General features: G+C 72.1%; 19 protein-coding genes and 1 tRNA gene. 11 read left to right on the top strand and 9 right to left on the bottom strand.

The features are described from left to right. Nucleotides 1–2: 2 nt before the first annotated feature. From ACZ4VL_RS05100 to ACZ4VL_RS05085, 4 genes are all read right to left on the bottom strand, one after another. Nucleotides 3–482: a copper chaperone PCu(A)C gene (locus ACZ4VL_RS05100; RefSeq protein ID WP_468195991.1), complete on the bottom strand. Its 480-nt coding sequence runs from the start codon at nucleotides 480–482 to the stop codon at nucleotides 3–5. Beyond that, entirely contained in the window at nucleotides 479–1132 is a 654-nt protein-coding gene (locus tag ACZ4VL_RS05095) for an SCO family protein (RefSeq protein ID WP_468195989.1), read from the bottom strand. Before ACZ4VL_RS05095 ends, ACZ4VL_RS05100 begins: the two co-directional genes overlap by 4 nt. A gap of 105 nt (nucleotides 1133–1237) precedes the next feature. Beyond that, nucleotides 1238–1954 carry a YcnI family copper-binding membrane protein gene (locus ACZ4VL_RS05090; RefSeq protein ID WP_468195987.1) on the bottom strand — a complete coding sequence of 239 codons (717 nt, stop codon included), beginning with the start codon at nucleotides 1952–1954 and terminating at the stop codon, nucleotides 1238–1240. 107 nt (nucleotides 1955–2061) lie between these two features. Next, nucleotides 2062–2871: a hypothetical protein gene (locus ACZ4VL_RS05085; protein WP_468195985.1), complete on the bottom strand. Its 810-nt coding sequence runs from the start codon at nucleotides 2869–2871 to the stop codon at nucleotides 2062–2064. Between the two features lie 201 nt (nucleotides 2872–3072). Between ACZ4VL_RS05085 and ACZ4VL_RS05080 the strand changes: the two genes are divergently transcribed. Next, complete coding sequence (locus ACZ4VL_RS05080; protein WP_468195982.1) at nucleotides 3073–3564, top strand: ATP-binding protein; 492 nt, start codon at nucleotides 3073–3075, stop codon at nucleotides 3562–3564. 75 nt (nucleotides 3565–3639) lie between these two features. Here ACZ4VL_RS05080 and ACZ4VL_RS05075 read toward each other — a convergent pair whose 3' ends face one another. Together ACZ4VL_RS05075 and ACZ4VL_RS05070 are read right to left on the bottom strand one after the other, a co-directional pair. Next, the gene (locus tag ACZ4VL_RS05075) at nucleotides 3640–5106 is read right to left on the bottom strand and encodes an aminopeptidase P family protein (protein ID WP_468195979.1); all 1467 of its coding nucleotides are present in this window, start codon (nucleotides 5104–5106) and stop codon (nucleotides 3640–3642) included. Nucleotides 5107–5202: 96 nt separating this feature from the next. Continuing rightward, entirely contained in the window at nucleotides 5203–6747 is a 1545-nt protein-coding gene (locus ACZ4VL_RS05070; protein WP_468195977.1) for a PP2C family protein-serine/threonine phosphatase, read from the bottom strand. Between the two features lie 405 nt (nucleotides 6748–7152). On the opposite strand from ACZ4VL_RS05070, the gene ACZ4VL_RS05065 reads away from it, so the two are divergent. Beyond that, complete coding sequence (locus ACZ4VL_RS05065) at nucleotides 7153–7974, top strand: bifunctional DNA primase/polymerase (RefSeq protein ID WP_468195975.1); 822 nt, start codon at nucleotides 7153–7155, stop codon at nucleotides 7972–7974. A 156-nt stretch (nucleotides 7975–8130) separates the two neighbouring features. Next, nucleotides 8131–8766, top strand: a complete 636-nt coding sequence (locus ACZ4VL_RS05060; RefSeq protein WP_468195973.1) for a hypothetical protein — start codon at nucleotides 8131–8133, stop codon at nucleotides 8764–8766. Between the two features lie 180 nt (nucleotides 8767–8946). Here the strand turns inward: ACZ4VL_RS05060 and ACZ4VL_RS05055 are convergent, their stop codons facing one another. From ACZ4VL_RS05055 to ACZ4VL_RS05045, 3 genes are all read right to left on the bottom strand, one after another. Beyond that, nucleotides 8947–9921 (bottom strand): DUF5926 family protein, encoded by a 975-nt coding sequence (locus ACZ4VL_RS05055; RefSeq protein ID WP_404237274.1) that lies wholly within the window; start codon nucleotides 9919–9921, stop codon nucleotides 8947–8949. A 263-nt stretch (nucleotides 9922–10184) separates the two neighbouring features. Continuing rightward, complete coding sequence (locus ACZ4VL_RS05050; protein ID WP_468195970.1) at nucleotides 10185–10787, bottom strand: ATP-binding protein; 603 nt, start codon at nucleotides 10785–10787, stop codon at nucleotides 10185–10187. 85 nt (nucleotides 10788–10872) lie between these two features. Further along, nucleotides 10873–11673, bottom strand: a complete 801-nt coding sequence (locus ACZ4VL_RS05045) for a glycerophosphodiester phosphodiesterase (protein ID WP_468195968.1) — start codon at nucleotides 11671–11673, stop codon at nucleotides 10873–10875. A 222-nt stretch (nucleotides 11674–11895) separates the two neighbouring features. Between ACZ4VL_RS05045 and ACZ4VL_RS05040 the strand changes: the two genes are divergently transcribed. The 8 genes from ACZ4VL_RS05040 to ACZ4VL_RS05005 all read left to right on the top strand — a co-directional run bounded on the left by ACZ4VL_RS05040 (nucleotide 11896) and on the right by ACZ4VL_RS05005 (nucleotide 18978). Continuing rightward, entirely contained in the window at nucleotides 11896–13506 is a 1611-nt protein-coding gene (locus ACZ4VL_RS05040; protein ID WP_468195966.1) for a S1C family serine protease, read from the top strand. A 109-nt stretch (nucleotides 13507–13615) separates the two neighbouring features. Then, nucleotides 13616–14521, top strand: a complete 906-nt coding sequence (locus tag ACZ4VL_RS05035; protein WP_468195963.1) for a LysR family transcriptional regulator — start codon at nucleotides 13616–13618, stop codon at nucleotides 14519–14521. 99 nt (nucleotides 14522–14620) lie between these two features. Beyond that, complete coding sequence (locus tag ACZ4VL_RS05030; protein ID WP_468195961.1) at nucleotides 14621–15175, top strand: cysteine dioxygenase family protein; 555 nt, start codon at nucleotides 14621–14623, stop codon at nucleotides 15173–15175. Further along, entirely contained in the window at nucleotides 15175–16260 is a 1086-nt protein-coding gene (locus ACZ4VL_RS05025; RefSeq protein ID WP_468195959.1) for a YeiH family protein, read from the top strand. Before ACZ4VL_RS05030 ends, ACZ4VL_RS05025 begins: the two co-directional genes overlap by 1 nt. A 207-nt stretch (nucleotides 16261–16467) precedes the next feature. Then, nucleotides 16468–17448: a trypsin-like serine peptidase gene (locus ACZ4VL_RS05020; RefSeq protein ID WP_468195956.1), complete on the top strand. Its 981-nt coding sequence runs from the start codon at nucleotides 16468–16470 to the stop codon at nucleotides 17446–17448. Between the two features lie 39 nt (nucleotides 17449–17487). Next, nucleotides 17488–17572: transfer RNA gene (locus tag ACZ4VL_RS05015), tRNA-Ser, on the top strand. Nucleotides 17573–17761: 189 nt separating this feature from the next. Then, nucleotides 17762–18202, top strand: a complete 441-nt coding sequence (locus tag ACZ4VL_RS05010) for a DUF6344 domain-containing protein (protein WP_468195954.1) — start codon at nucleotides 17762–17764, stop codon at nucleotides 18200–18202. 464 nt (nucleotides 18203–18666) lie between these two features. Beyond that, on the top strand, nucleotides 18667–18978 hold the full coding sequence (locus ACZ4VL_RS05005) for a hypothetical protein (RefSeq protein WP_468195951.1): 312 nt from the start codon (nucleotides 18667–18669) through the stop codon (nucleotides 18976–18978). Nucleotides 18979–19115: the final 137 nt, after the last annotated feature.

Below are 19115 nucleotides of genomic sequence, written 5' to 3'. Positions count from 1 at the left end.
CGTCAGTGGGATGCGGTGTGCTGGGCCTGGTACGTCCGTTCCTTCACGTCCAGTTCGACCTTGACCGGGTCGGCCTTCTCGAAACGCAGCTCGATGGTGACCTTGTCACCGACCTTCGGCTTGTCCTTGAGCCCCATGAGCATGATGTGGTTGCCGCCGCGCTCCAGCTTGAGCTCGCCGTTCGCCGGCACGTCCATGGCCGGGACCTGCTGCATTTTCTGGTCCTTGGTCTCGTGGATCTGCATGTCGTCCGAGAGCGGACCGGTGACGGCCGTGAGCTTGTCGGCGGTCTTGGAGTCGTTCTTGATGACCATGAAGGCGCCGGCCATCTTGTCGTTGACCGGTTCGGGCATGAACGCGCCGCTGACCGTCATCTTCGGCTTGTCGGCGGCGTCCGGGTCGGAGGAGCACCCGGATATGGCCAGGGCCGCGGCCAGGGAGAGGGCGGCGGCGAGGGTGCGGGTGGTGGTGCGGGCGGTCACGGGTTCTCTCCCTTGATGATCTTCGGCAGGTCCTTGGTGTAGGTGTCGACGGTCGTGTTCTCGCCGTAGAGGAGGTAGCCCTCGTTCGACTTGGGGGAGAACGCGATGACCTGGGCGCCGTGCATGGAGACGACGCTGCCGTCGGCCTCCTTCTTGGCGGGGTCGATGCCGATGCCGAGTTGGCGCGCGGCGGCCTGGATGGTGGCGAAGTCCCCGGTCAGTCCGGTGAAGGACGGGTCCTGGGCCCTGAGCCACGCGCCGAGGGATTCGGGAGTGTCCCGTTCGGGGTCGGTGGTGACGAAGACGACCCGGAGGTTCTCCTGGTCGGCCTTCGGGAGCGCCTTCTTGGCGACGGCGATGTTGCTCATCGTCAGCGGGCACACGTCGGGGCAGTTGGTGTAGCCGAAGTAGATGAGGGTCGGCTTGCCCTGGGTCTGCTCACGCAGGTTCCACGGCTTGCCGCCGGTGTCCGTGAGGATGAGCTCCGGCTTGTCGAAGGGGCGGTCGAGGACCGTCGCGGCCCCGGCCTTGGACTGGCCGGTGATCTGCGTGACCCCGTCGGTCTTCGCGGGGGTCCCACCGCCGCAGGCGGTGAGGGTGAGGGCGGCCGCCGCCACGAGGGCGGCGACCGTCACACGTGTGGTGCGCATGGCGTGTTGTCCCTGGAATCGGGTGGGTCGCTGACGCGCCGCCGGACGAGGGGTCCGGCCGCGCGGATGCGGTGAAGTGTGGATACGCCCCTGGAGGGCGCCCGGTCAGGAGGCGCGGCGGCGCGAGGAGATGCCGAACGCGACACCGGCGAGGCCGACGACGATGCCGGCGACGCCGAGGGCGCGCGCGGTCGTGTCCGAGCCGCTTCCGCCGGCCGCCTCGGTGTGGCCGTCCTCGCCGGAGTGCGCGGCGTCGGCCGGCTTCTTGGCGTCGTCGTGGTGGGCGTCGGCGGCCTTGGCCGCGGTCAGCTTCAGGACGGGAGCCGGGGTCTGCGGCTCGGCCGCGCCCTCCTTGGGCTCCTCGATCCAGCGGACGACCTCGTTGTTGTCGTACGTCTGGATCGCCTTGAAGACCATCCGGTCGGCGTTCTCCGGCAGCTTGCCGACGGAGACGGGGAACTGCTGGAACTTGCCGGGCTCGATCTTGCCGCCGGTCCAGGTGACCTTGGTGACGGCCTCGTTGATCTGCTTGCCGTGCACGGTGAGCGGCTTGTCGAGCTTGGTCTTCTCGACCGTCACGGTCCAGCCCGGGACGTCCTGCGGCATGACGGACGTCAGGGGCTGGTCGGCCGGGAAGTTGACCTCCAGCTGCGTGGTCGAGGCGTTGTCGCGCTCGTTCGGCACCTTGAAGTTGAGGGTGGCGTAACCGCCCTTCACCGCTTCGCCGGGCTGGACGCCGACGTGCGCGAAGGCCGTACCGGACAGGGCGAGGACGGAGCCGGCGGCGAGGGCGGCGACGAGGGAGACGCGCGAGGTCTTCATGACGGAAACACTCCACAGGGGCAGGGAAACGGTGGCTGCGCACGCGGGTGCGTGCGGTTCCGCGGCACCGTCGCCCAGGTGCTCGTGCTCCGGGGGAGGGTGTCGCGTCAGGCTGCGAGGGCGAGGGCCATGGGCGGCCCGCGCCTGATCACCGTGTGCTGGAGTGCCTCCCGGCCCGTGGGCGCCGCGGGCTCGGAGGCCGTACGCGGGAGCCGCGGCCCGCCCGCGGGGGCGAGTGCGAGCCCGGCGCGGAGCGCCCGTACGAAGGCCAGCGCGGCGCGCAGCGGGCGCACCGGGCCGGCCTCGGTGGAGCTGCGGGACAGCTCGGCGAGCCGGAACAGGGCGGCGTCGCCGCGCCCGAGCAGCCAGGCCGCGGCGAACGCGGCCAGCAGGTGGCCGGCGAACATGCCGGGGCTGAGCAGGCCGGTGGCCGGTTCGGCGGCGGCCCCGGCCAGGTGGGCGTGGCCGGCGTGGGCCTGTGCCTCGGCCTGGACCGCGAGGGCGGCCGGGTCCAGCCCGGCGGCTTCCAGGATCCGTCGGGCGTCGGCCGGCCCGGGCGGGACGGAGCCGCCGCCGCACACCAGTTGCGCGGCGAGTTCCGAGAGCGAGGTGTCGGAGGCGCTGCGCGCCTCGGCGACGGCGGCGCGGTGCTGGGCGAGGCCGAACACCGCGTGCAGCCCCAGCTGGCCGGCGGCGAGCCCGGCGGTCAGGCCGGGCAGCGAGCGGCGTCGTCCCGCGAGCGGGGCGGCGACGGCGAACACGGCCAGGAAGGCGATGACCAGAGCCCACCAGGGCACGGTGGCGCAGGACCCCAGTGCGTGCCCGCCCGCGGACAGCACGACGCAGAGCGCGGTGAACACCGCGGCCCGGGTCAGCCGGAGGCCGACTCCGGCGGGCGTCGCTTGGGGATCAGTCATGGCCGGGTCATCATCGCACTGCGCCCGTACCGCGCATACGGCAGGTCCGGAAGGTCGCGAGTGCCCGCTCTGCGACCCGTTCATCTCATGCGTCCATCGCACTGCCATACACGTCGGTCCCGGCGTGCCGCATCGGCCGAATGAGGGCCGTACGGGCTGCCGGGTGCTTACGGTGCACCGGTGGCGGCAATAGGTAACCGTATGAGCATCTGGTGGTCTCTCCAGTTGAGGCGCGAAGCCGCGAGCGTGCCGCTCGCCAGGCGATTGCTGCTGAGGACGATGGAGACCGCGGGGGTGGATCCGGACATCTCCTTCGACCTGTCGGTGGCCCTGAGCGAGGCGTGCGCGAACGCGGTCGAGCACGGCGGGCCCGTGCCCGGCGCCGGCCGCGACGGGGGACCGGCGGCGGAGGCGTGCGGGGCCTACCGCGTCACGGCGTACCTGGACGGGGACTGCTGCCGCATCGAGGTGACGGATTCGGGCCCGGGATTCCCGGAGGCTCCGGGGCCCGTGGCCTTCCCGGGGGATCCGGGGCCGGCGCCGGCGGAGTGCGAGAGCGGCCGCGGCCTGTGGCTGATCGAGGAGCTCGCCGACCACGTCCGGTTCCGCAACCGGCCGGGCAGCGGTGCGGTGGTCAGCTTCGACAAGATCCTAAAGTGGCGCGAGGGCGCGGCCCTGCTCCAGGCGTCGTGATGCGCCGACGGGCGGGATCCCCGCACTGGTGTGCAAGGGGAGCCCGCCCGTCCAGGGCGTGGGGCGCGCCGGTCGTCAGCCCTTCAGGCCGGCCATCCAGGCCTCGACGTCGGCCGAGGCGCGGGGCAGGCCGGCCGACAGGTTCCGGTTGCCGTCCTCGGTGACCAGGATGTCGTCCTCGATGCGGACACCGATGCCGCGGTACTCCTCGGGCACGGTCAGGTCGTCGGCCTGGAAGTACAGACCGGGCTCGACGGTCAGGCACACGCCCGGCTCCAGCGTGCCGTCGACGTACGCCTCGGTGCGCGCGGCGGCGCAGTCGTGGACGTCCATGCCGAGCATGTGGCCGGTGCCGTGCAGGGTCCAGCGGCGCTGCAGGCCCAGTTCCAGGACGCGCTCGACCGGGCCCTCCAGCAGGCCCCACTCGACGAGCTTCTCGGCCAGCACGTGCTGGGCGGCGTCGTGGAAGTCGCGGAACTTCGCGCCCGGCTTGACCGCGGCGATGCCGGCCTCCTGGGCCTCGTACACCGCGTCGTAGACCTTGCGCTGGATGTCGGTGTACGTACCGCTGATCGGCAGCGTGCGGGTGACGTCGGCGGTGTAGAGGGAGTGGGTCTCCACACCGGCGTCGAGCAGGAGCAGGTCACCGGAGCGGACGGGGCCGTCGTTGCGGACCCAGTGCAGGGTGCAGGCGTGCGGGCCGGCGGCGCAGATGGAGCCGTAGCCGACGTCGTTGCCCTCGACCCGGGCGCGCAGGAAGAAGGTGCCCTCGATGTAGCGCTCGGAGGTGGCCTCGGCCTTGTCGAGGACCTTCACGACGTCCTCGAAGCCGCGGACGGTGGAGTCGACGGCCTTCTGCAGCTCGCCGATCTCGAACGCGTCCTTCACCACGCGGGCCTCGGACAGGTAGACCCGCAGTTCCCCGTCGCGCTCGGCGGTGACCTTGTCGGTCAGGGCCTTCTCGACGACGGAGTCGTGGCCGCGCACGACGCGCACCGGGCCGGTGGCCTCGGCAAGGGCGTCGGGGAGCTCGCGGACGTCCTTGACCGGGACGCCCAGGAGCTGCTCGGCCTCGGCGAGGGAGTGGCGGCGGCCGACCCACAGCTCACCCTGGCCGGAGAGCCAGAACTCGCCGTTCTCGCGGTTGGAGCGGGGCAGCAGGTACATGGTGGCCGTGTGGCCGTTCTCGCCCACCGGCTCCAGGACGAGGACGCCGTTCTCGGTCTGGTCGCCGGTGAGGTACGCGTACTCGGTCGCGGCGCGGAAGGGGTACTCGGTGTCGTTCGAGCGGGTCTTCAGACGGCCGGCGGGCACGACGAGGCGCTCGCCCGGGAAGCGCGCGGACAGCGCCTCGCGGCGGGCCGCGGTGTGCGCGGCCTGCGCGATGGGCTCCAGGCCGTGGAGCTCGGTGTCGGCCCAGCCGGTGCGCATGTTCTCGGCGAGTTCGTCGCTGACGCCCGGGTACAGACCGTTCTTGCGCTGCTTGTGCGTCTTCTTGGGCTGCTCTTCTTCCGGGGTCTCCGGGGTGAGCTCGTCAGCCACGTCTTCTCCTCAGCTACGACAGCTACGACAGGACCGGGTAGGGACCTCGTCCATCGTATGTGCGAGCGGAAGACGCCCGGGGACGGCTGTGATAAATCAGTCAAAACGGGCAGCGAGGAGGACCAGGTCCTCCGGAGCTGCGGCCGGGCCGCCCCATGCCGGGTCCCCCTCGGGCAGCACCGCGTGCAGCACGTGGTCGCAGAGCGCCGCCGGATCCTCGCGGACCCCGTGCGGGGCGCCGGCCGCGGCGGCGTGCAGTCTGGCGTAGGCCCGGTCCATCGGGTCGCCGGTGCGCCTCAGGAGCCCGTCCGTGTACAGCAGCACCGTTTCTCCTCGAGCGGGTTCGACCTCCACGCTGGGCGCCTCCCAGCAGGAGAGCATCCCGAGCGGCGCGGAGAGCGAGGTCTCCACGTACTCCGTGCGCCGCTCCCCGACGAGCAGCGGCGGGGCGTGCCCCGCCCCCGCCAGGATGATCTTGCGGCGGGCGGGCTCGCAGTAGGCGAAGAGAGCGGTCGCGCAGCGCGCCGGCTCGGTGAGCCGGAGCAGCAGTTCGAGGTCGGACAGGACCGCGACCGGGTCCTCGCCCTCCATCACGGCGTACGCCCGCAGCGAGGCCCGCAGCCGCCCCATGGCGGCGACGGCGCTGGGACCGCCCCCGGTGACGGAGCCGACGGCCAGTCCGAGGGCGCCCTCCGGCAGTGGGAGCGCGTCGTACCAGTCGCCACCGCCGTACGGCCCGGTGTGGTGGCGGGCGGCGAGTTGGACACCGGGGATCCGCGGGAGCCGGCTGGGCAGCAGCTCCTCGGCGATCGTGGCGAGGCGGCTGCGGGACCGTTCCACCTCGAGCATCCGGGCCAGGTGCTCGGCGGCGTGGCGGACGTAGAGGCCGACGATGTCGCGCTGGCGGTCGCTCGGCTCGGCCTGCTCGTCGTACAGCCAGACGGCCGCGCCGAGCCGGCCGGTCGCCTCGGCGGTCAGCGGCAGGGCGTAGCTGGCGGCGTAGCCGAGCCGGGCGGCGACCTCGCGGTGCCGGGGGTCGACCGGGGTCCCGTACCCGCCGATGCCGGGGGCGGCGTCGGGTTCCGGGAGCACCTCGGAGCCGCCGTGCGCGCCGGGGAGTCCGTCGAGGATGCGGCCGTACGAGGTCGCGGCGCGCGGGACGGTCTCGATGTGCCCGAGGTCGGCGCGGCCGAGGCCGAGGCCGGTGGTGCTCGTGGGGCCGCGTCCGTCGGAGGGCTCCAGGACGATCAGGCCGCGGCGGGCGCCGACGAGGGCGGCTCCGGCGCGCAGGAACTCCTGGAGGGAGGAGTCCAGATCGCTGGCGCGCGCGAGGCGTTCGGTGAGTTCGTGGAGGGTGGTCAGATCGGAGACCATGCCGGCGAGGCGGTCCTGGACCAGCGTGTTCGGGGCGGGGGCCGCGGCAGGCACGGAGGCGGCCAGGACGGGTGTGGGCGCTGCAGTCTGCGGGACCGCTGCAACTGCTGGATCGATTCCAGCCACTTTCGGTAGATGCGGCGCGCTCATGGCGTCCGCCTTTCCACCTGGTGCGATTCGCCATATAGCATCGCAAACCCCCAGATCGTGCTGCGCCGCCATCAATGAATCCACATCTACACGCACACGAGGATCGATGTCCAGCATTGTCCTGCTGAGAATCCTGGTGTCCGTGAGGCGGCAACTCACGGTCCAGTCAAGGCTAGAACTTGGCTGGAAAAAGTCGGAAGCGGACGGTTTTTGCGATCGACTGGGCGGGCGCCGGAGTGGCCTCGGGTACGTAGTCAGTGATGCCCGGGGGTGGTTGGCGCAGCCCGGCATCCGCCGGGAACCGCCCGGCAGGGGCCGTCGTCCTTAGCGGCGGCAGCCGGTCTCGGTACCGGCGCGGGTCGCGTTCCGCCCCGCCGGACATTTCATGGACCCGTAAGAAAACTGCACGAACCGTGTGAACCTGCTTCTGGCGGACAGTGACGCGAAACGTGTACGTGTGGTGAGGCACCGCTTACATGGTGTGATGTGGCCCTCGACGTTCAAGGAAAGGAACGAGCGCTCATGCGCGAGATCCTCGGAAGGCGTCTCCAGCGGCTCCGCAACCGTCTGAAAACCCTCCGGCCCGCCCCGGCCCAGAGCGGTGACCAGGCATTTCCCGACACGACGGCCCCCGAAACGGCGACCCCTGAAACGGCGACCCCCGAAACGGTGCTCCTCGGCGCGGTGACCCCTGACGCGACCCTCCCCGAGACGGCGCTCCCCGAGACGGCGCTGCGCGATGCGGCGCTGGCCTGCGCCGCCGGGCGGCGGTGGCCCGTCCTGCCCGGCGTCGGCCGCTGCGGATCCGGCGTCGCCGACCGCTGCGCCTGCCCCGACCCCGACTGCCCCGTACCCGGGGCGCACCCCTTCGACCCCGGACTGCTCGCGGCCACGACCGACCCCCGGATGGTGGCCTGGTGGTGGACCCGCCGGCCCACCGCCCCCGTCCTCCTCGCCACCGGCGGCTCCGCGCCGTGCGCGGTGAGCCTGCCCGCAGCCGCTGCCGCGCGGGCGGTCGTACGGCTGGAGGCGCAGGGCATGCGGCTCGGCCCGATCGTGGCCACTCCTACACGCTGGTCACTGCTGGTGGCGCCGTACTCGCTGGAACGGCTCGGGGAACTCCTCTACGCCAAGGACCACGTCCCCTCCGCACTGCGCTTCCACGGCGAGGGCGGATACCTGCTGCTCCCGCCTTCCCCCGCCTGCAGTGGCGGGCAGGTGCGGTGGGAGCGGGAGCCCGCGGACGGGGGGAGCCCGTGGCTGCCGGAGGTCGAGGCCGTCGTGGACGCGCTGGTCGAGGCGAGCAGCGGGGCCTCCGGGGGCGGCAGCCGGCTCGCGTACTGACGATCCCGGGCAGGCGCCGGCATCTCGGTGCCTGCCCTTCACCCCTACGCCTTCACCCGTACGCCTTCACTCGTACGGGTGCCCGTGCACCGAGTTTCCCTGGGAATTGGGCGCGGGGATCTCCGAGGCCCATTCCCGCGTCGCTATGTTCGCCGAATGAATCTCCGCTTGATCGGTATCGGCGCCGGTGTGCTGGTCATCTTGTCGCTCCCGCTGGCCGGAGCGATCGCCGGACCGGATTTCGCCGGTCAGGACGACGAAAAAGGCGGCGGGTTGCTCTCCGCCCTCGGCTTTGCCGATCCGTCGGACCCGTCCCGTGCGCCGGCACCGCCGGCCGCACCCGGACAGCAGAAGGGAGCCGCCGGGGCGGGAGCACCGGGCGGCCCGGCGGGCGCGGTGCCCGCCCGGAGCGGCTCGGCTCGGCCCGGCCCACCCGAGCAGCCCCGCACGGACTCCCGGTGCGGTCCCGAACTCTCCTCGGCCCAGGGGCTGGAAGCGCAGACCTGCGTCATGACCGCCGACGGGCAGACCTGGGGCAGGAGCTACTTCCACAACACCGGTGGCCGCGCACTGGACGCCGTATTGACGATGATGGGACCCGCCGGGCGGACGGTGCAGATCCACTGCGCGGTCGGAGCGGGGGACGAGCCCGGGCTGTGCGAGACGCCGCGGGAGGCCTCCGCCGGGGCGCGGGATGCCTACTCGGCCGTTGCGGAGTTTGCAGTTCCGGGCGATGAAGGGCGGCTGCTGCTGCGGTCCGGGAGCAACTCGGCGACAGCGGACGGGGGTTGAACCCCCAGAAATGGAAGGGCCCGGTCGCTGGCGACGGGGGATGCACCAGCGACCGGGCTACAAGAACGGTAACAAGAGATCGCCTGTTCGCAAATTCGATCTCTGATATTCAGACACCGATTTGCCGACGATTAGCGGGAGTTGTGACCGCGGTCACCGCTCCTGCGGGCGCCGGGGCGATCAGCTGAGCGTGATCTGGCGGTTGGTGAGCCCACCGCGGGCCCGGCGCTCCTCCGCGGTCAGCGGCGCGTCCGAGGCCAGCGCCGTGGCCAGGCGCTCCGCGAACTCGGCGGCAGGCTTCTCCACGTCGTCCGCGGTCATGCCGGTGGGCAGGTCCCAGACCGGGACCATCAGACCGTGCGCCCGGAAGGAGCCGACGAGCCGGGTGCCCTCGCCGAGCGAGGAGGTGCCGGCCGCGTGCAGCCGGGCCAGGGCGTCGAGCAGCTTCTCCTCGGGGTGCGGCATGACCCAGCGCAGGTGGTTCTTGTCCGGGGTCTCGCACCAGTAGGCCGCTTCGACGCTCGCCAGCTTGACCGTCGGGATGGCGGCGGCGTTGGCGCGCTCCAGCGAGGCGGCGATCTCCGGAGAGGCGTTCTGGGCGGTCTCCGCATCCGGAATCCAGAATTCGAAGCCACTGTGCACAACAGGCTCGAAAACGCCGTCGGTGTCCAGGAGGTCCTGAAGTCGCGGGCCCTCGGCGGGAACCCGGCGGCCCGGCACCGGGTTGCCCGGCTCCGTGGCGAGGGCGCGCTCCAGGGTGTCGGCCATGTCCCGGGCGAGGTCGCCGGTGGTCGAGTCGTTCTGCAGGGCGAGCAGGACCGAGCCGTCCTCGCGGCGCAGGGCCGGCCAGGCCATGGGGAGCACAGTCACCAGGGTGACGGAGGGGACGCCCTCGGGCAGGCCGCCCTTGAGCGACAGCGGGATGGTGGCGGCGGGCACGAGCTCGCGCAGCGCCACCCAGTCGCATTCGCCGGGCAGGCCCTCGAAGGGGCGCTGCACGTGCGCGGTCGCGGCGTGTGCGGCGGCCGCCCCGTGGCAGGCCTTGTAGCGGCGCCCGGACCCGCAGGGGCACGGCTCGCGCGCGCCCACCACCGGGATCTCCCCGTTCTGGAGCTGCGGCTTTGCAGTCTTGGCTGCGGGGCGCTTCTTGGCCATCGTGGGTGTCTCCCGGTTGCGGCGGTACGGCTGTTGCGTTTGGCGTGAGCCTAGCCGTTCCGACCGCCGCAACCGGTGGGGTGCGGCCGGGAGCACGGTCGGCGTGCGCTCCCGGTCGGCCGCTGGTCTGCCGCTCGTACGGCCGCTGTGCTGATGGCCGTTGATGCGGGTGATGCTGTCGGGGATCCGGTCGCGGATCCGGTTCCGGATCCGGTCAGGAGTCCGTTCGGTGATCCGTTCGGTGATCCCGTTCGGTGATCTGGTCAGGGGGCCAGATCGTCGAAGGCGGTGCTGAAGTCGAGGACCGGGGGCGCAACGCGCGTAGCAAAATCGGCGTGACGGGGTCCGCACGCGACGATCACCCAGACGGTGACCTCACCTGCCGCTCCGTCCCGGACTCCCCAGTCCTGCGCGAGGGCGCTGATGATGTTCAGCCCCCGGCCGCCGTGCGCGGTGACCGAAGGCGTGGCCGGAAGCGGACGCGTGGGACCGCCCCCGTCCGTCACCTCGACCGTCAGCCGCCCCGCGGTGTCGATGCGCCACGCGGCGCGTATCTCCCCGTCGCCGATCTCCCCCGCGCCCAGCGGTCTGCCGTGCCGGCAGGCGTTGCTGAGCAGTTCGGAAAGGATCAGTACGGCGTCGTCCACGACGGTTTCGGACACCCCGCTGAGGCGCAACTGTTCGCGCATCCGGTGTCTCGCCTCGCCTACGCCCGCAGGACCATGGCGTACGTCCATGCACGACGACGTGGGCACTTCCTGTGCCACCACCAACGCCACCCCCGGAACCTCCTTAGTCCCACGCCATGGTCTGAATGCCCCAATGGCCTGGACCGGAAACCGACCGGGCGGAGCCCTCTGACGCATTCATGACCACCGGTTGCGGAGCGGATGCGCCGGGGCACACCCCGTCACCGAAGGGGTTCGAGGGGTGGGTGGGCAAAACGGGACGTCAGCGGCCCAGCTGTGACAGAACCTGTCGCGGTCTGTTCGTGATGATCGCTTCCACGCCCAGATCAGCGCAGAGCTGAACGTCCTCGGGCTCGTTCACGGTCCACACATGTACAGAATGGCCCGCGTCCTGAAGCCTGCGGATGTAGCCGGGGTTGTTGCGCGCGATCCGCATGCCCGGTCCGGCGATCTGCACGCCGGCGGGGAGCCGTCCGTCCCGCATCCGCGGGGAGACGAACTGCATCAGGTAGACGGTCGGGATCGTCGGTGCGGCGGCGCGCACCCGGTGCAGGGAGCGGGCGGAGAAGCTCATGACGCGGACCGGGTGCGGGCCCCCGGCGGGCGGGGCGTCCAAACCGAACCGTTTGAGGAGGAAGAGGAGGCGCTCCTCCACCTGTCCGGCCCAGCGGGTCGGGTGCTTCGTCTCGATCGCGAGCGGTATGGGGCGTCCGGCGTCGGAGACCAGTTCCAGCAGCCGCTCCAGGGTGAGGACCGAGGTCCGCTCGGGGTCGGCGTCCCAGTCGGGGGACTCCTCGCGGTCCTTCCAGGAGCCGAAATCGAGGGCGGCGAGATCGGCCAGTTCCAGGGCGGACACGGCGCCGCGGCCGTTGGAGGTTCGGTTGACCCGGCGGTCGTGGACCAGCACGAGGTGCCCGTCGGCGGTGAGCCGGACGTCGCACTCCAGGGCGTCCGCGCCGTCCTCGATGGCCCTGCGGTAGGCGGCCAGCGTGTGTTCGGGGGCGTCCTCCGAGGCGCCGCGGTGGGCGACGACCTGGATGAGGGGCGGCGTTGCGTGCGTCACCGGGTCATGGTGCCACCGAGGGGGCTCCGGATGGAGGCCTTCGACCCCTAGGTGTGACCGAAATGCCAGATATAAAGGATGGGGGAGACGCACAGGTCCGGCTTACAGTGCTCTGACGGGTGATAGGGAACGCTTTTCCCAGGAACTTGTACGGCACGTCGAACGTTCAGTCGGGCCGAAACGCCAAATGTGTGAAGCCGTGTGTGACGAGGAGAGAGCGCTGTGAGCACCGATAACGAGGGAACCGCGGCCCCGACGCCCCCCGCGGCCCCTTCGGCACGCCCGCCGGCCGCTCCCGCTCCGGAGCAGCCGGCGGCCGCGCCCGCTCCGGCCCCGGCCCCCGCTCCGGCTCCGACCGGGGCCTCCGCCGACGAGGCTCCGACGGCCGTCGTCCCTCCGGTCCCGGCGTCCGCCCCGGCGGCTTCGGAGCAGGCGCCTGCGGCCGCGGTGCCCGGCGCCGCCCCTGCCGAGCCCGTGACCCAGCAGCTCCCGCCGGCGCCCGCGCCCGGCACCGAGCCCACCCAGCAGATGCCGCCCGCCCCGCACCAGGCTCCGGTCCCGGCGTACGCGCAGCCTGCCGCTCCGCACACCGCGTACGGCGCCGAGGGCTGGCCTCCCGCGCCGCCGGCGGTCCCGGTGTACGCGGGCGGCGGCGGCCACGGCCCCGGTACCGGCTGGGGCGCCCCCCTGGCCGACGGTGTCCCCCCGGCCAAGCCGAAGGGGCGGGGCGGCCTGATCGCCGCGGTGCTCGTGGCGGCCCTGCTCGCGGGCGGCGTCGGCGGTGGGCTGGGCTACTGGGCGGCGGAGCGCAAGGGCGACGGCTTCGGCTCGACGACGATCACCGCCGGCAACACCCCGAAGGACCTCAAGCGCGAGCCCGGCTCCGTCGCGGGCCTTGCCGCCGGAGCGCTGCCCAGCGTCGTCACCATCCAGGCCTCCACCGGCGACGGGGAGGGCGGCACCGGCACCGGCTTCGTCTACGACCAGCAGGGCCACATCCTCACCAACAACCACGTGGTGGCCTCCGCGGCGAACGGCGGCAAGCTCTCCGCGACCTTCTCCGACGGCAGGAAGTACGACGCCGAGGTCGTGGGCCGGGCCCAGGGCTACGACGTGGCAGTGATCAAGCTGAAGAACCCGCCGTCCGGTCTCAAGCCGCTCCCGCTCGGCGACTCCGACAAGGTCGCGGTCGGAGACCCGACCATCGCGATCGGCGCCCCCTTCGGCCTGTCCAACACGGTCACCACCGGCATCGTCAGTGCCAAGGACCGCCCGGTGGCCTCCGGCGACGGCTCCGGCAGCAAGAACTCGTACATGAGCGCCCTGCAGACGGACGCCTCGATCAACCCCGGCAACTCCGGCGGTCCGCTGCTGGACGGCCGTGGCGCGGTCATCGGCATCAACTCCGCCATCCAGTCCGCCGGCGGTGGCGGCTTCAGCGGCGGCCAGGCCGGTTCGATCGGCCTCGGCTTCGCCATTCCGGTCAACCAGGCCAAGAACGTCGCCGAGTCGCTGATCAAGACCGGCAAGCCGGTCTACCCGGTCATCTCCGTCTCCGTGGACCTCCAGTCCAAGACCGACGGCGCCAAGATCTCCGAGCAGGGCGCGCCCGCCAACGAGCTGGTCGACCCGAACGGCCCCGCGGGCAAGGCCGGCCTCAAGCCGGGTGACGTCATCACCCGCTTCGGCGACCGGCCGATCGACAGCGGCCCGACCCTCATCAGCGAGATCTGGACGCACAAGCCGGGCGACGTGGTGAAGCTGACGTACCTGCGCGACGGCAAGCCGACCACCGTGGACATCACGCTCGGTTCGCGCGTCGGCGACAAGTAGCGGCGGGCGGCCACGGCCGGCAGCCGGCCGGAACCCGTGGCCGGATGGCGAGGGGCCGTGGGCGGGATTACGCCTACGGCCCCTCCCAACGTCCGCTTATGCTTCCGGTGTGTTCGATTCGCGGCACATACGTACGTTCCACGAAGTCGTGGCCTCTGGTTCCTACTCGGCGGCCGCGCGCGCCCTCGGGTACACGCAGCCCGCGATCACCCAGCAGATGAAGGCGCTCGAACGCTCCGTCGGAACCCCGCTGTTCACCCGCGTCGGCCGCCGGATGCAGCTCACCGAGGCGGGGAAGTCCCTGGCCCGGCACGCGGAGTCCATCCTCGGCAGCCTCTGCGCCGCCGAGGCCCAGATGAAGGCGCACGCCCGCCTGCGTACCGGCCGGGTACGCCTGTGCGGCTTCCCCAGCGCCAACGCCACCCTCGTTCCCGAGGCCCTCAGCAACCTCGCCAAGGACCACCCCGGCATCCAGGTCGAGCTGCTGGACGGGGAGCCGCCGGAGTCGCTGCTCCGGCTGGAGCGCGGGGAGTGTGACATCACCCTGGCTTTCACCTACCCCGGGCTGCACGAGGAGGTTCCCGAGGAGGTCGTCGAGGTCAGGCTGCTGGAGGACCAGCTCACCGTCCTGCTCCCGACCGGGCACCAGCTGGCGCGGCGGCGGGCCGTGCACCTGGCCGACCTCGCGGAGGAGCGGTGGATCGCGGGCTGCCCGCGCTGTCGGGCCAACCTGCTGCACGAGTGCGCCGAGCTGGGCTTCGTCCCCGACATCCGGTTCGCCTCGGACGACAACCTGGTGGTGCAGAGCATGGTGGGGCAGGGGCTCGGCGTGGCGATGATGCCCGCGCTGGTCCTGCCGTCGCTCTCCCTGAGCCGGGTCTGCGGGCGGCCGCTCCAGCCGGACGCCCGTCGGCACATCTCCGCGTACGTGTACCGCGACCATCTGCGGATACCGGCGACGGCCGTGGTCCTGGAGGCGCTCAAGCAGGTGGCCTCGAACCGGGTCGGGTGCTGACCCCTTTGATCTCTCCCCGGGCAACCCATAAGCGGTTCTTGGGATTTCAGGTGAAAACTGTCGTTGGACGTGATGGGTGAGCTGCTCGACGCTGCCCCTATGACCACCACGACGCCGGCCCGCACCACCACGAGGATGGCCGCCCTCGTCCAGGAGATCCGCACGGTCGTGGACCGGGGACTGGCCCCGGACCTGACCGCCTACCTCGTCGGCGAGCGACTCGCCCCGCACCTGGGCGCGCCCGACCTGCTGATGCCCGAGCAGTGCGAGGGCAGCCCCGAGCGGTACCGGCAGCACGTCCTGCACGCCGAGCCGGACGGCAGCTTCTCCGTGGTGGCGCTGGTGTGGCTGCCCGGTCAGGAGACGGCCATCCACGACCACGTCTCGTGGTGCGTGGCGGGGGTGCACCAGGGCGAGGAGAGCGAGCTCCGTTACCGGCTCGCGCCCGCCACCCCGACCTCGGGCGCCCGGCTGGTGGCCACCGAGGCCGTGGTCAACGGCGTCGGCGACGTCTGCGGTTTCGCTCCGCCCGGCGACATCCACAAGGTGCGCAACTCCTGTGCCACCAAGGCGATATCGATCCACATCTACGGAGCCGATGTCGTCCGCCTGGGCAGCAGCGTGCGCCGCGTCTACACGCTCCCCTCCGACTGATGGCGCTGCTCAACCGCCCGGTACGCGCGGCGGGCAGCGGCAGCAGCGGTGACGGCAGCGGCGGCGCGCCGACGGGCCGTGTTTCACGTGAAACATCCTCGTCCTGGCCGGGATTGGGGCTGGCGGCCGCCGGCGTCGCCGTGGCGTGGGGCGTGCACCGGCTGGTGCCGGGGATCCCGATGCTCACGGCGTCGGTGGTGCTCGGCATCGCCGGGGCCCACCTTCCCGGCCTGCGGGGTGTCGTACGCGGAGTCGCCCGTCCCGGCTTGTCGCTGGCCGGCCGGCGGCTGATGCGGATCGGCATCGTCCTGCTCGGCCTCGGCCTGGGGCTGGACCAGGTGCTCGGTCTGGGCTGGGCCACCGTGGCCATGGTGGCGGGCGTGGTGGCGGCCACCTTCTTCGGCACGCTCTGGCTGGGCCGGCGGCTCGGGTTGCCGGGCGACCAGCCGCTGCTCATCGCCACCGGCTATTCGATCTGCGGTGCCTCGGCGATCGGCGCGGTGAGCCAGGTGTCCGGCAGCGACGAGGAGGACGTGGCCGCCTCGGCCGCACTGGTGACCCTGTGCGGCACGCTGGCCATCGCCGTGCTCCCGCTGCTCCAGGACCCGCTCGGGCTCTCCGACGTGGCCTTCGGGCGGTGGGTCGGCGCGAGCGTCCACGATGTCGGTCAGGTGGTGGCCACCGCCCAGACCGCCGGTCCCGGCGCGCTCGGGGAAGCGGTCGTGGTGAAGCTGATGCGTGTCGCGCTGCTGGCTCCGCTGGTGGCGGCAGTGGCCTTCACGCTGCGGGCTCGCCGCCGGGGCGAGCGGACGTCCTCAGGGCGCCGCCCGGCTCCTGTGCCGCTCTTCGTGGCCGGCTTCCTCGCGGCGGCCGCCCTGCGTGCCACCGGTGTGCTGCCGGAGACGGCCCTGGAGTGGGCGCACACCGTGCAGGAACTGCTGCTTGCCGCGGCCCTGTTCGGACTCGGCAGTGCGGTGGACCTCCGCTCCATGGCCCGGACCGGCGGCCGGGCAGCCCTGTTGGGGCTCGGTGCGTGGGTGGTGGTGGCCGGGGTCTCGTACGCGGGCGTGCTGGTGACCGTATGAGGGAAGGAATGGTGAGGGGCGGGAGGAGCGGACGGACGGCCTCACGGGCGGGAGTTGGCCATTTCGTGGCCTGAACCGAACGAACGTTCCGGCCGTCTCCTGACATCTCGTGCCGCACGTGCGACCCTGCGGCCGATCCGCACCGACAGCTCTTCACCCCCACCCTGTCCGGTTCGACGGGACCGGGCACGGCAGAAGGAGTCATGCGTGAATCGTCATCGCACGGCTGCATCGGTCCTCCTCGCGGCGGGCGCCCTGATAACGGGCGCGCTGACGGCGGCCACCCCCTCGGCCGCCACGGAATCCCCGGCCTCGTTCCGCCAGCAGCACACCCCGGGCTTCTGGACCGCCGAGCGGATGCGCAGCGCCGTCCCGCTGGACGTGTCGGGGGCGCCGGCGACCGGCCGGGCGCCGGTCACGAGCGCCGACCGGCCCACGCTGATCGCTCCGACGCCCGCCTCCGCACCCGCAGACGCGGCCGCCTCCGCCGCGGTGTCCCCGACGGCCTTCCCGCAGGCCGGCGGTGCCTGGACGGGTGCCGGGGCGGTGGTGAAGACCTCCGGCCGCGTCTTCTTCACCTTCGGCGGTCGGACCGCCTCCTGCTCCGGTGACTCCATCACCAGCGCCAACGGCAGCACCGTGATCACCGCTGGCCACTGCGTGAAGTACCAGGGCGCCTGGCACACCAACTGGGTCTTCGTCCCGGCGTACGACAACGGCAACGCGCCCTACGGCCAGTGGCCGGCCACCAAGACCTTCGCGACCGACCAGTGGGCCGCCAGCGAGGACATGAACATGGACGTCGGCCTCGCGGTCGTCGCCCCGCAGAACGGCCAGAAGCTCAGCCAGGTCGTCGGTGCCCAGGGCATCCTCTTCAACGGCGGCTACAACAAGCGGATGTACTCCTTCGGCTTCCCGGCCGCGTCCCCGTACGACGGCACCAAGCTGGTCTACTGCAGCGGCAACAGCAGCAAGGACTTCCTGCTGACCAAGGACCACAGCCTGGCCTGCAACATGACCGGCGGCTCCAGCGGCGGCCCCTGGTTCCAGGACTTCAACGAGACCACGGGGCTGGGCACCCAGGTCTCGGTGAACAGCTTCGGCTACACCTTCCTGCCGAACTGGATGTTCGGGCCGTACTTCGGCAACGAAGCGAAGGCCGCCTACGACAAGGCCCAGAATTCCTGACGCCACCGCCTCCCACCTCCCGGTACTCTGTACCGGCCAGGTGGGTTGCCCGAGCGGCCTAAGGGAACGGTCTTGAAAACCGTCGTGGCGCGAGTCACCGTGGGTTCAAATCCCACACCCACCGCACCAGGTCAGACAACGCGCTGATCAGAAGGGGTGCCCCGGATCCGGGGCACCCCTTTTCCGTTGGGCCCTCCGGGTGGTGTTTGTCGGACGATCGGCGCGGGTGATGGGGGCCGTACTGTTGCGGACGCATCATGACGAATGTATGCAGATCGGCCCGTCGGAACAGTGCGAAGCGAGGCACCTCGTCATGGCTCAGCGCATCACCCTCAGCTCGGTCCGGACCGCTGTCCTCGGCGTGCTCGCGGCACTGTTCGCCGTCCTCGGGCTGCGTCGCAGGGACGCCGCACCAGCCGTCGCCGTCGGGGATGCGTCCTCGTGGTGCGCGCCGGCTCGCAGCTCCGTCGAGGTGTGCCGGCAGCCGGCCGCGGTGCCGGGCGGTCGGCGGGCGGTGGTGCGGGGTGGGGCAATGCCGCCGACCATCAAGCAGCGGATCCGCGCCGAGGCGCACGGAAAGAACCCGTCCGCCCGTAGTTCGGCCACCGCCACTGCCGCCCCCGTCACGGGAGCCGGTTCGGGTGCGGGTGTCTGCGCCAGGGCTGCTGTTCGGGTCGGTTCCACCGCGGCCCGCTCCCTGCGGGATTCCGTTGCCGAGGACGACGCCCGGCTCCGTTTCGCACTCGCCGCCTAGCGCACGGGCCGCGCAGGCGGACGGGAGTGCTCCGGGCGCGTCGTATCGTGCGCTGCGCTGCGCGGCACGGGGCGGACGCGGTGAGCGCGAGGGTGCACGGAAGGGCGCGCAGGGGGCGTGAGGCTTGGGATCGCAGGGCCGCAGGGTCGGGAGACGGTGGGGTTCCCGGACGGAGCGGCCCCTTTCGGCATGCCCGGGACGCCCGGATCCGAGGGAACGATTCTGCTCTGCCGCGGTCCGGGGTGTGGCCGCCGTTGCCCGGCTGACCTGGGACGTTGTGGTGCGAAGGAGGTTTATCCGCTGGTGCTCATGCCTGCGGGGGAATCGTGCGGCCGGGAGTGGTTCACCGCGGATCCCGTGGGCAACTCTGGTCCCGCGACGTCATCACCACGCACCACGCCCGGAGGCGGTCGGCCAACTGCCCCGGTGCACGTCCGACTTCGGTTCCAGGGGGAATCACGAACATGGCAAGCATCCGTACCGCCCGCGTCCTCGCCGCCGTCGCCTCGCTGCCGCTGGCCGCCGTGCTCTGTGGAGGGGCGGCGTCGGCCGACAACGGCTCCTTCGCGAACGACGGATCGAACGCGAGCGTCGCGAGCATCGTCGGCAGCGGTGTGGGCGGGAGCAACCTCGGCAACTCGTCCACGACCCAGCAGGTCGCCAGCGGCTCCGGCGCCTCCAACCAGAGCAACTCCGCGCAGGTCAACGGTTCGACCCTGGCCGGAATCCAGCAGGCCAACTCGAACGTGGCGGTCCACTTCCTCCCCATGTGGTAGCCGCCGCGGAGCCCCGCTCCGCGCACCGAGGGCGGGGGGGGGGGGGGGGGGGGGGGGGGGGGGGGGGGGGGGGGGGGGGGGGGGGGGGGGGGGGGGGGGGGGGGGGGGGGGGCGGGCGGGGCGGGAAGGCGTAATCA

It is taken from the genome of Streptomyces sp. NPDC029014 (assembly GCF_055564695.1).
This window is presented reverse-complemented; position numbering and strand designations above follow the sequence as displayed.

What these genes read in the sequence shown, in the direction of transcription:
- ACZ4VL_RS05005 (WP_468195951.1), top strand. Translation starts at nt 18,667, where the DNA reads ATGGCAAGCATCCGTACCGCCCGCGTCCTCGCCGCCGTCGCCTCGCTG.
- ACZ4VL_RS05060 (WP_468195973.1), top strand. Translation starts at nt 8,131, where the DNA reads ATGAATCTCCGCTTGATCGGTATCGGCGCCGGTGTGCTGGTCATCTTG.
- ACZ4VL_RS05095 (WP_468195989.1), bottom strand. Translation starts at nt 1,132, where the DNA reads ATGCGCACCACACGTGTGACGGTCGCCGCCCTCGTGGCGGCGGCCGCC.
- ACZ4VL_RS05050 (WP_468195970.1), bottom strand. Translation starts at nt 10,787, where the DNA reads ATGCGTCAGAGGGCTCCGCCCGGTCGGTTTCCGGTCCAGGCCATTGGG.
- ACZ4VL_RS05030 (WP_468195961.1), top strand. Translation starts at nt 14,621, where the DNA reads ATGACCACCACGACGCCGGCCCGCACCACCACGAGGATGGCCGCCCTC.
- ACZ4VL_RS05065 (WP_468195975.1), top strand. Translation starts at nt 7,153, where the DNA reads ATGCGCGAGATCCTCGGAAGGCGTCTCCAGCGGCTCCGCAACCGTCTG.
- ACZ4VL_RS05085 (WP_468195985.1), bottom strand. Translation starts at nt 2,871, where the DNA reads ATGACTGATCCCCAAGCGACGCCCGCCGGAGTCGGCCTCCGGCTGACC.
- ACZ4VL_RS05090 (WP_468195987.1), bottom strand. Translation starts at nt 1,954, where the DNA reads ATGAAGACCTCGCGCGTCTCCCTCGTCGCCGCCCTCGCCGCCGGCTCC.
- ACZ4VL_RS05025 (WP_468195959.1), top strand. Translation starts at nt 15,175, where the DNA reads ATGGCGCTGCTCAACCGCCCGGTACGCGCGGCGGGCAGCGGCAGCAGC.
- ACZ4VL_RS05055 (WP_404237274.1), bottom strand. Translation starts at nt 9,921, where the DNA reads ATGGCCAAGAAGCGCCCCGCAGCCAAGACTGCAAAGCCGCAGCTCCAG.
- ACZ4VL_RS05070 (WP_468195977.1), bottom strand. Translation starts at nt 6,747, where the DNA reads ATGCTGGACATCGATCCTCGTGTGCGTGTAGATGTGGATTCATTGATG.
- ACZ4VL_RS05080 (WP_468195982.1), top strand. Translation starts at nt 3,073, where the DNA reads ATGAGCATCTGGTGGTCTCTCCAGTTGAGGCGCGAAGCCGCGAGCGTG.
- ACZ4VL_RS05010 (WP_468195954.1), top strand. Translation starts at nt 17,762, where the DNA reads ATGGCTCAGCGCATCACCCTCAGCTCGGTCCGGACCGCTGTCCTCGGC.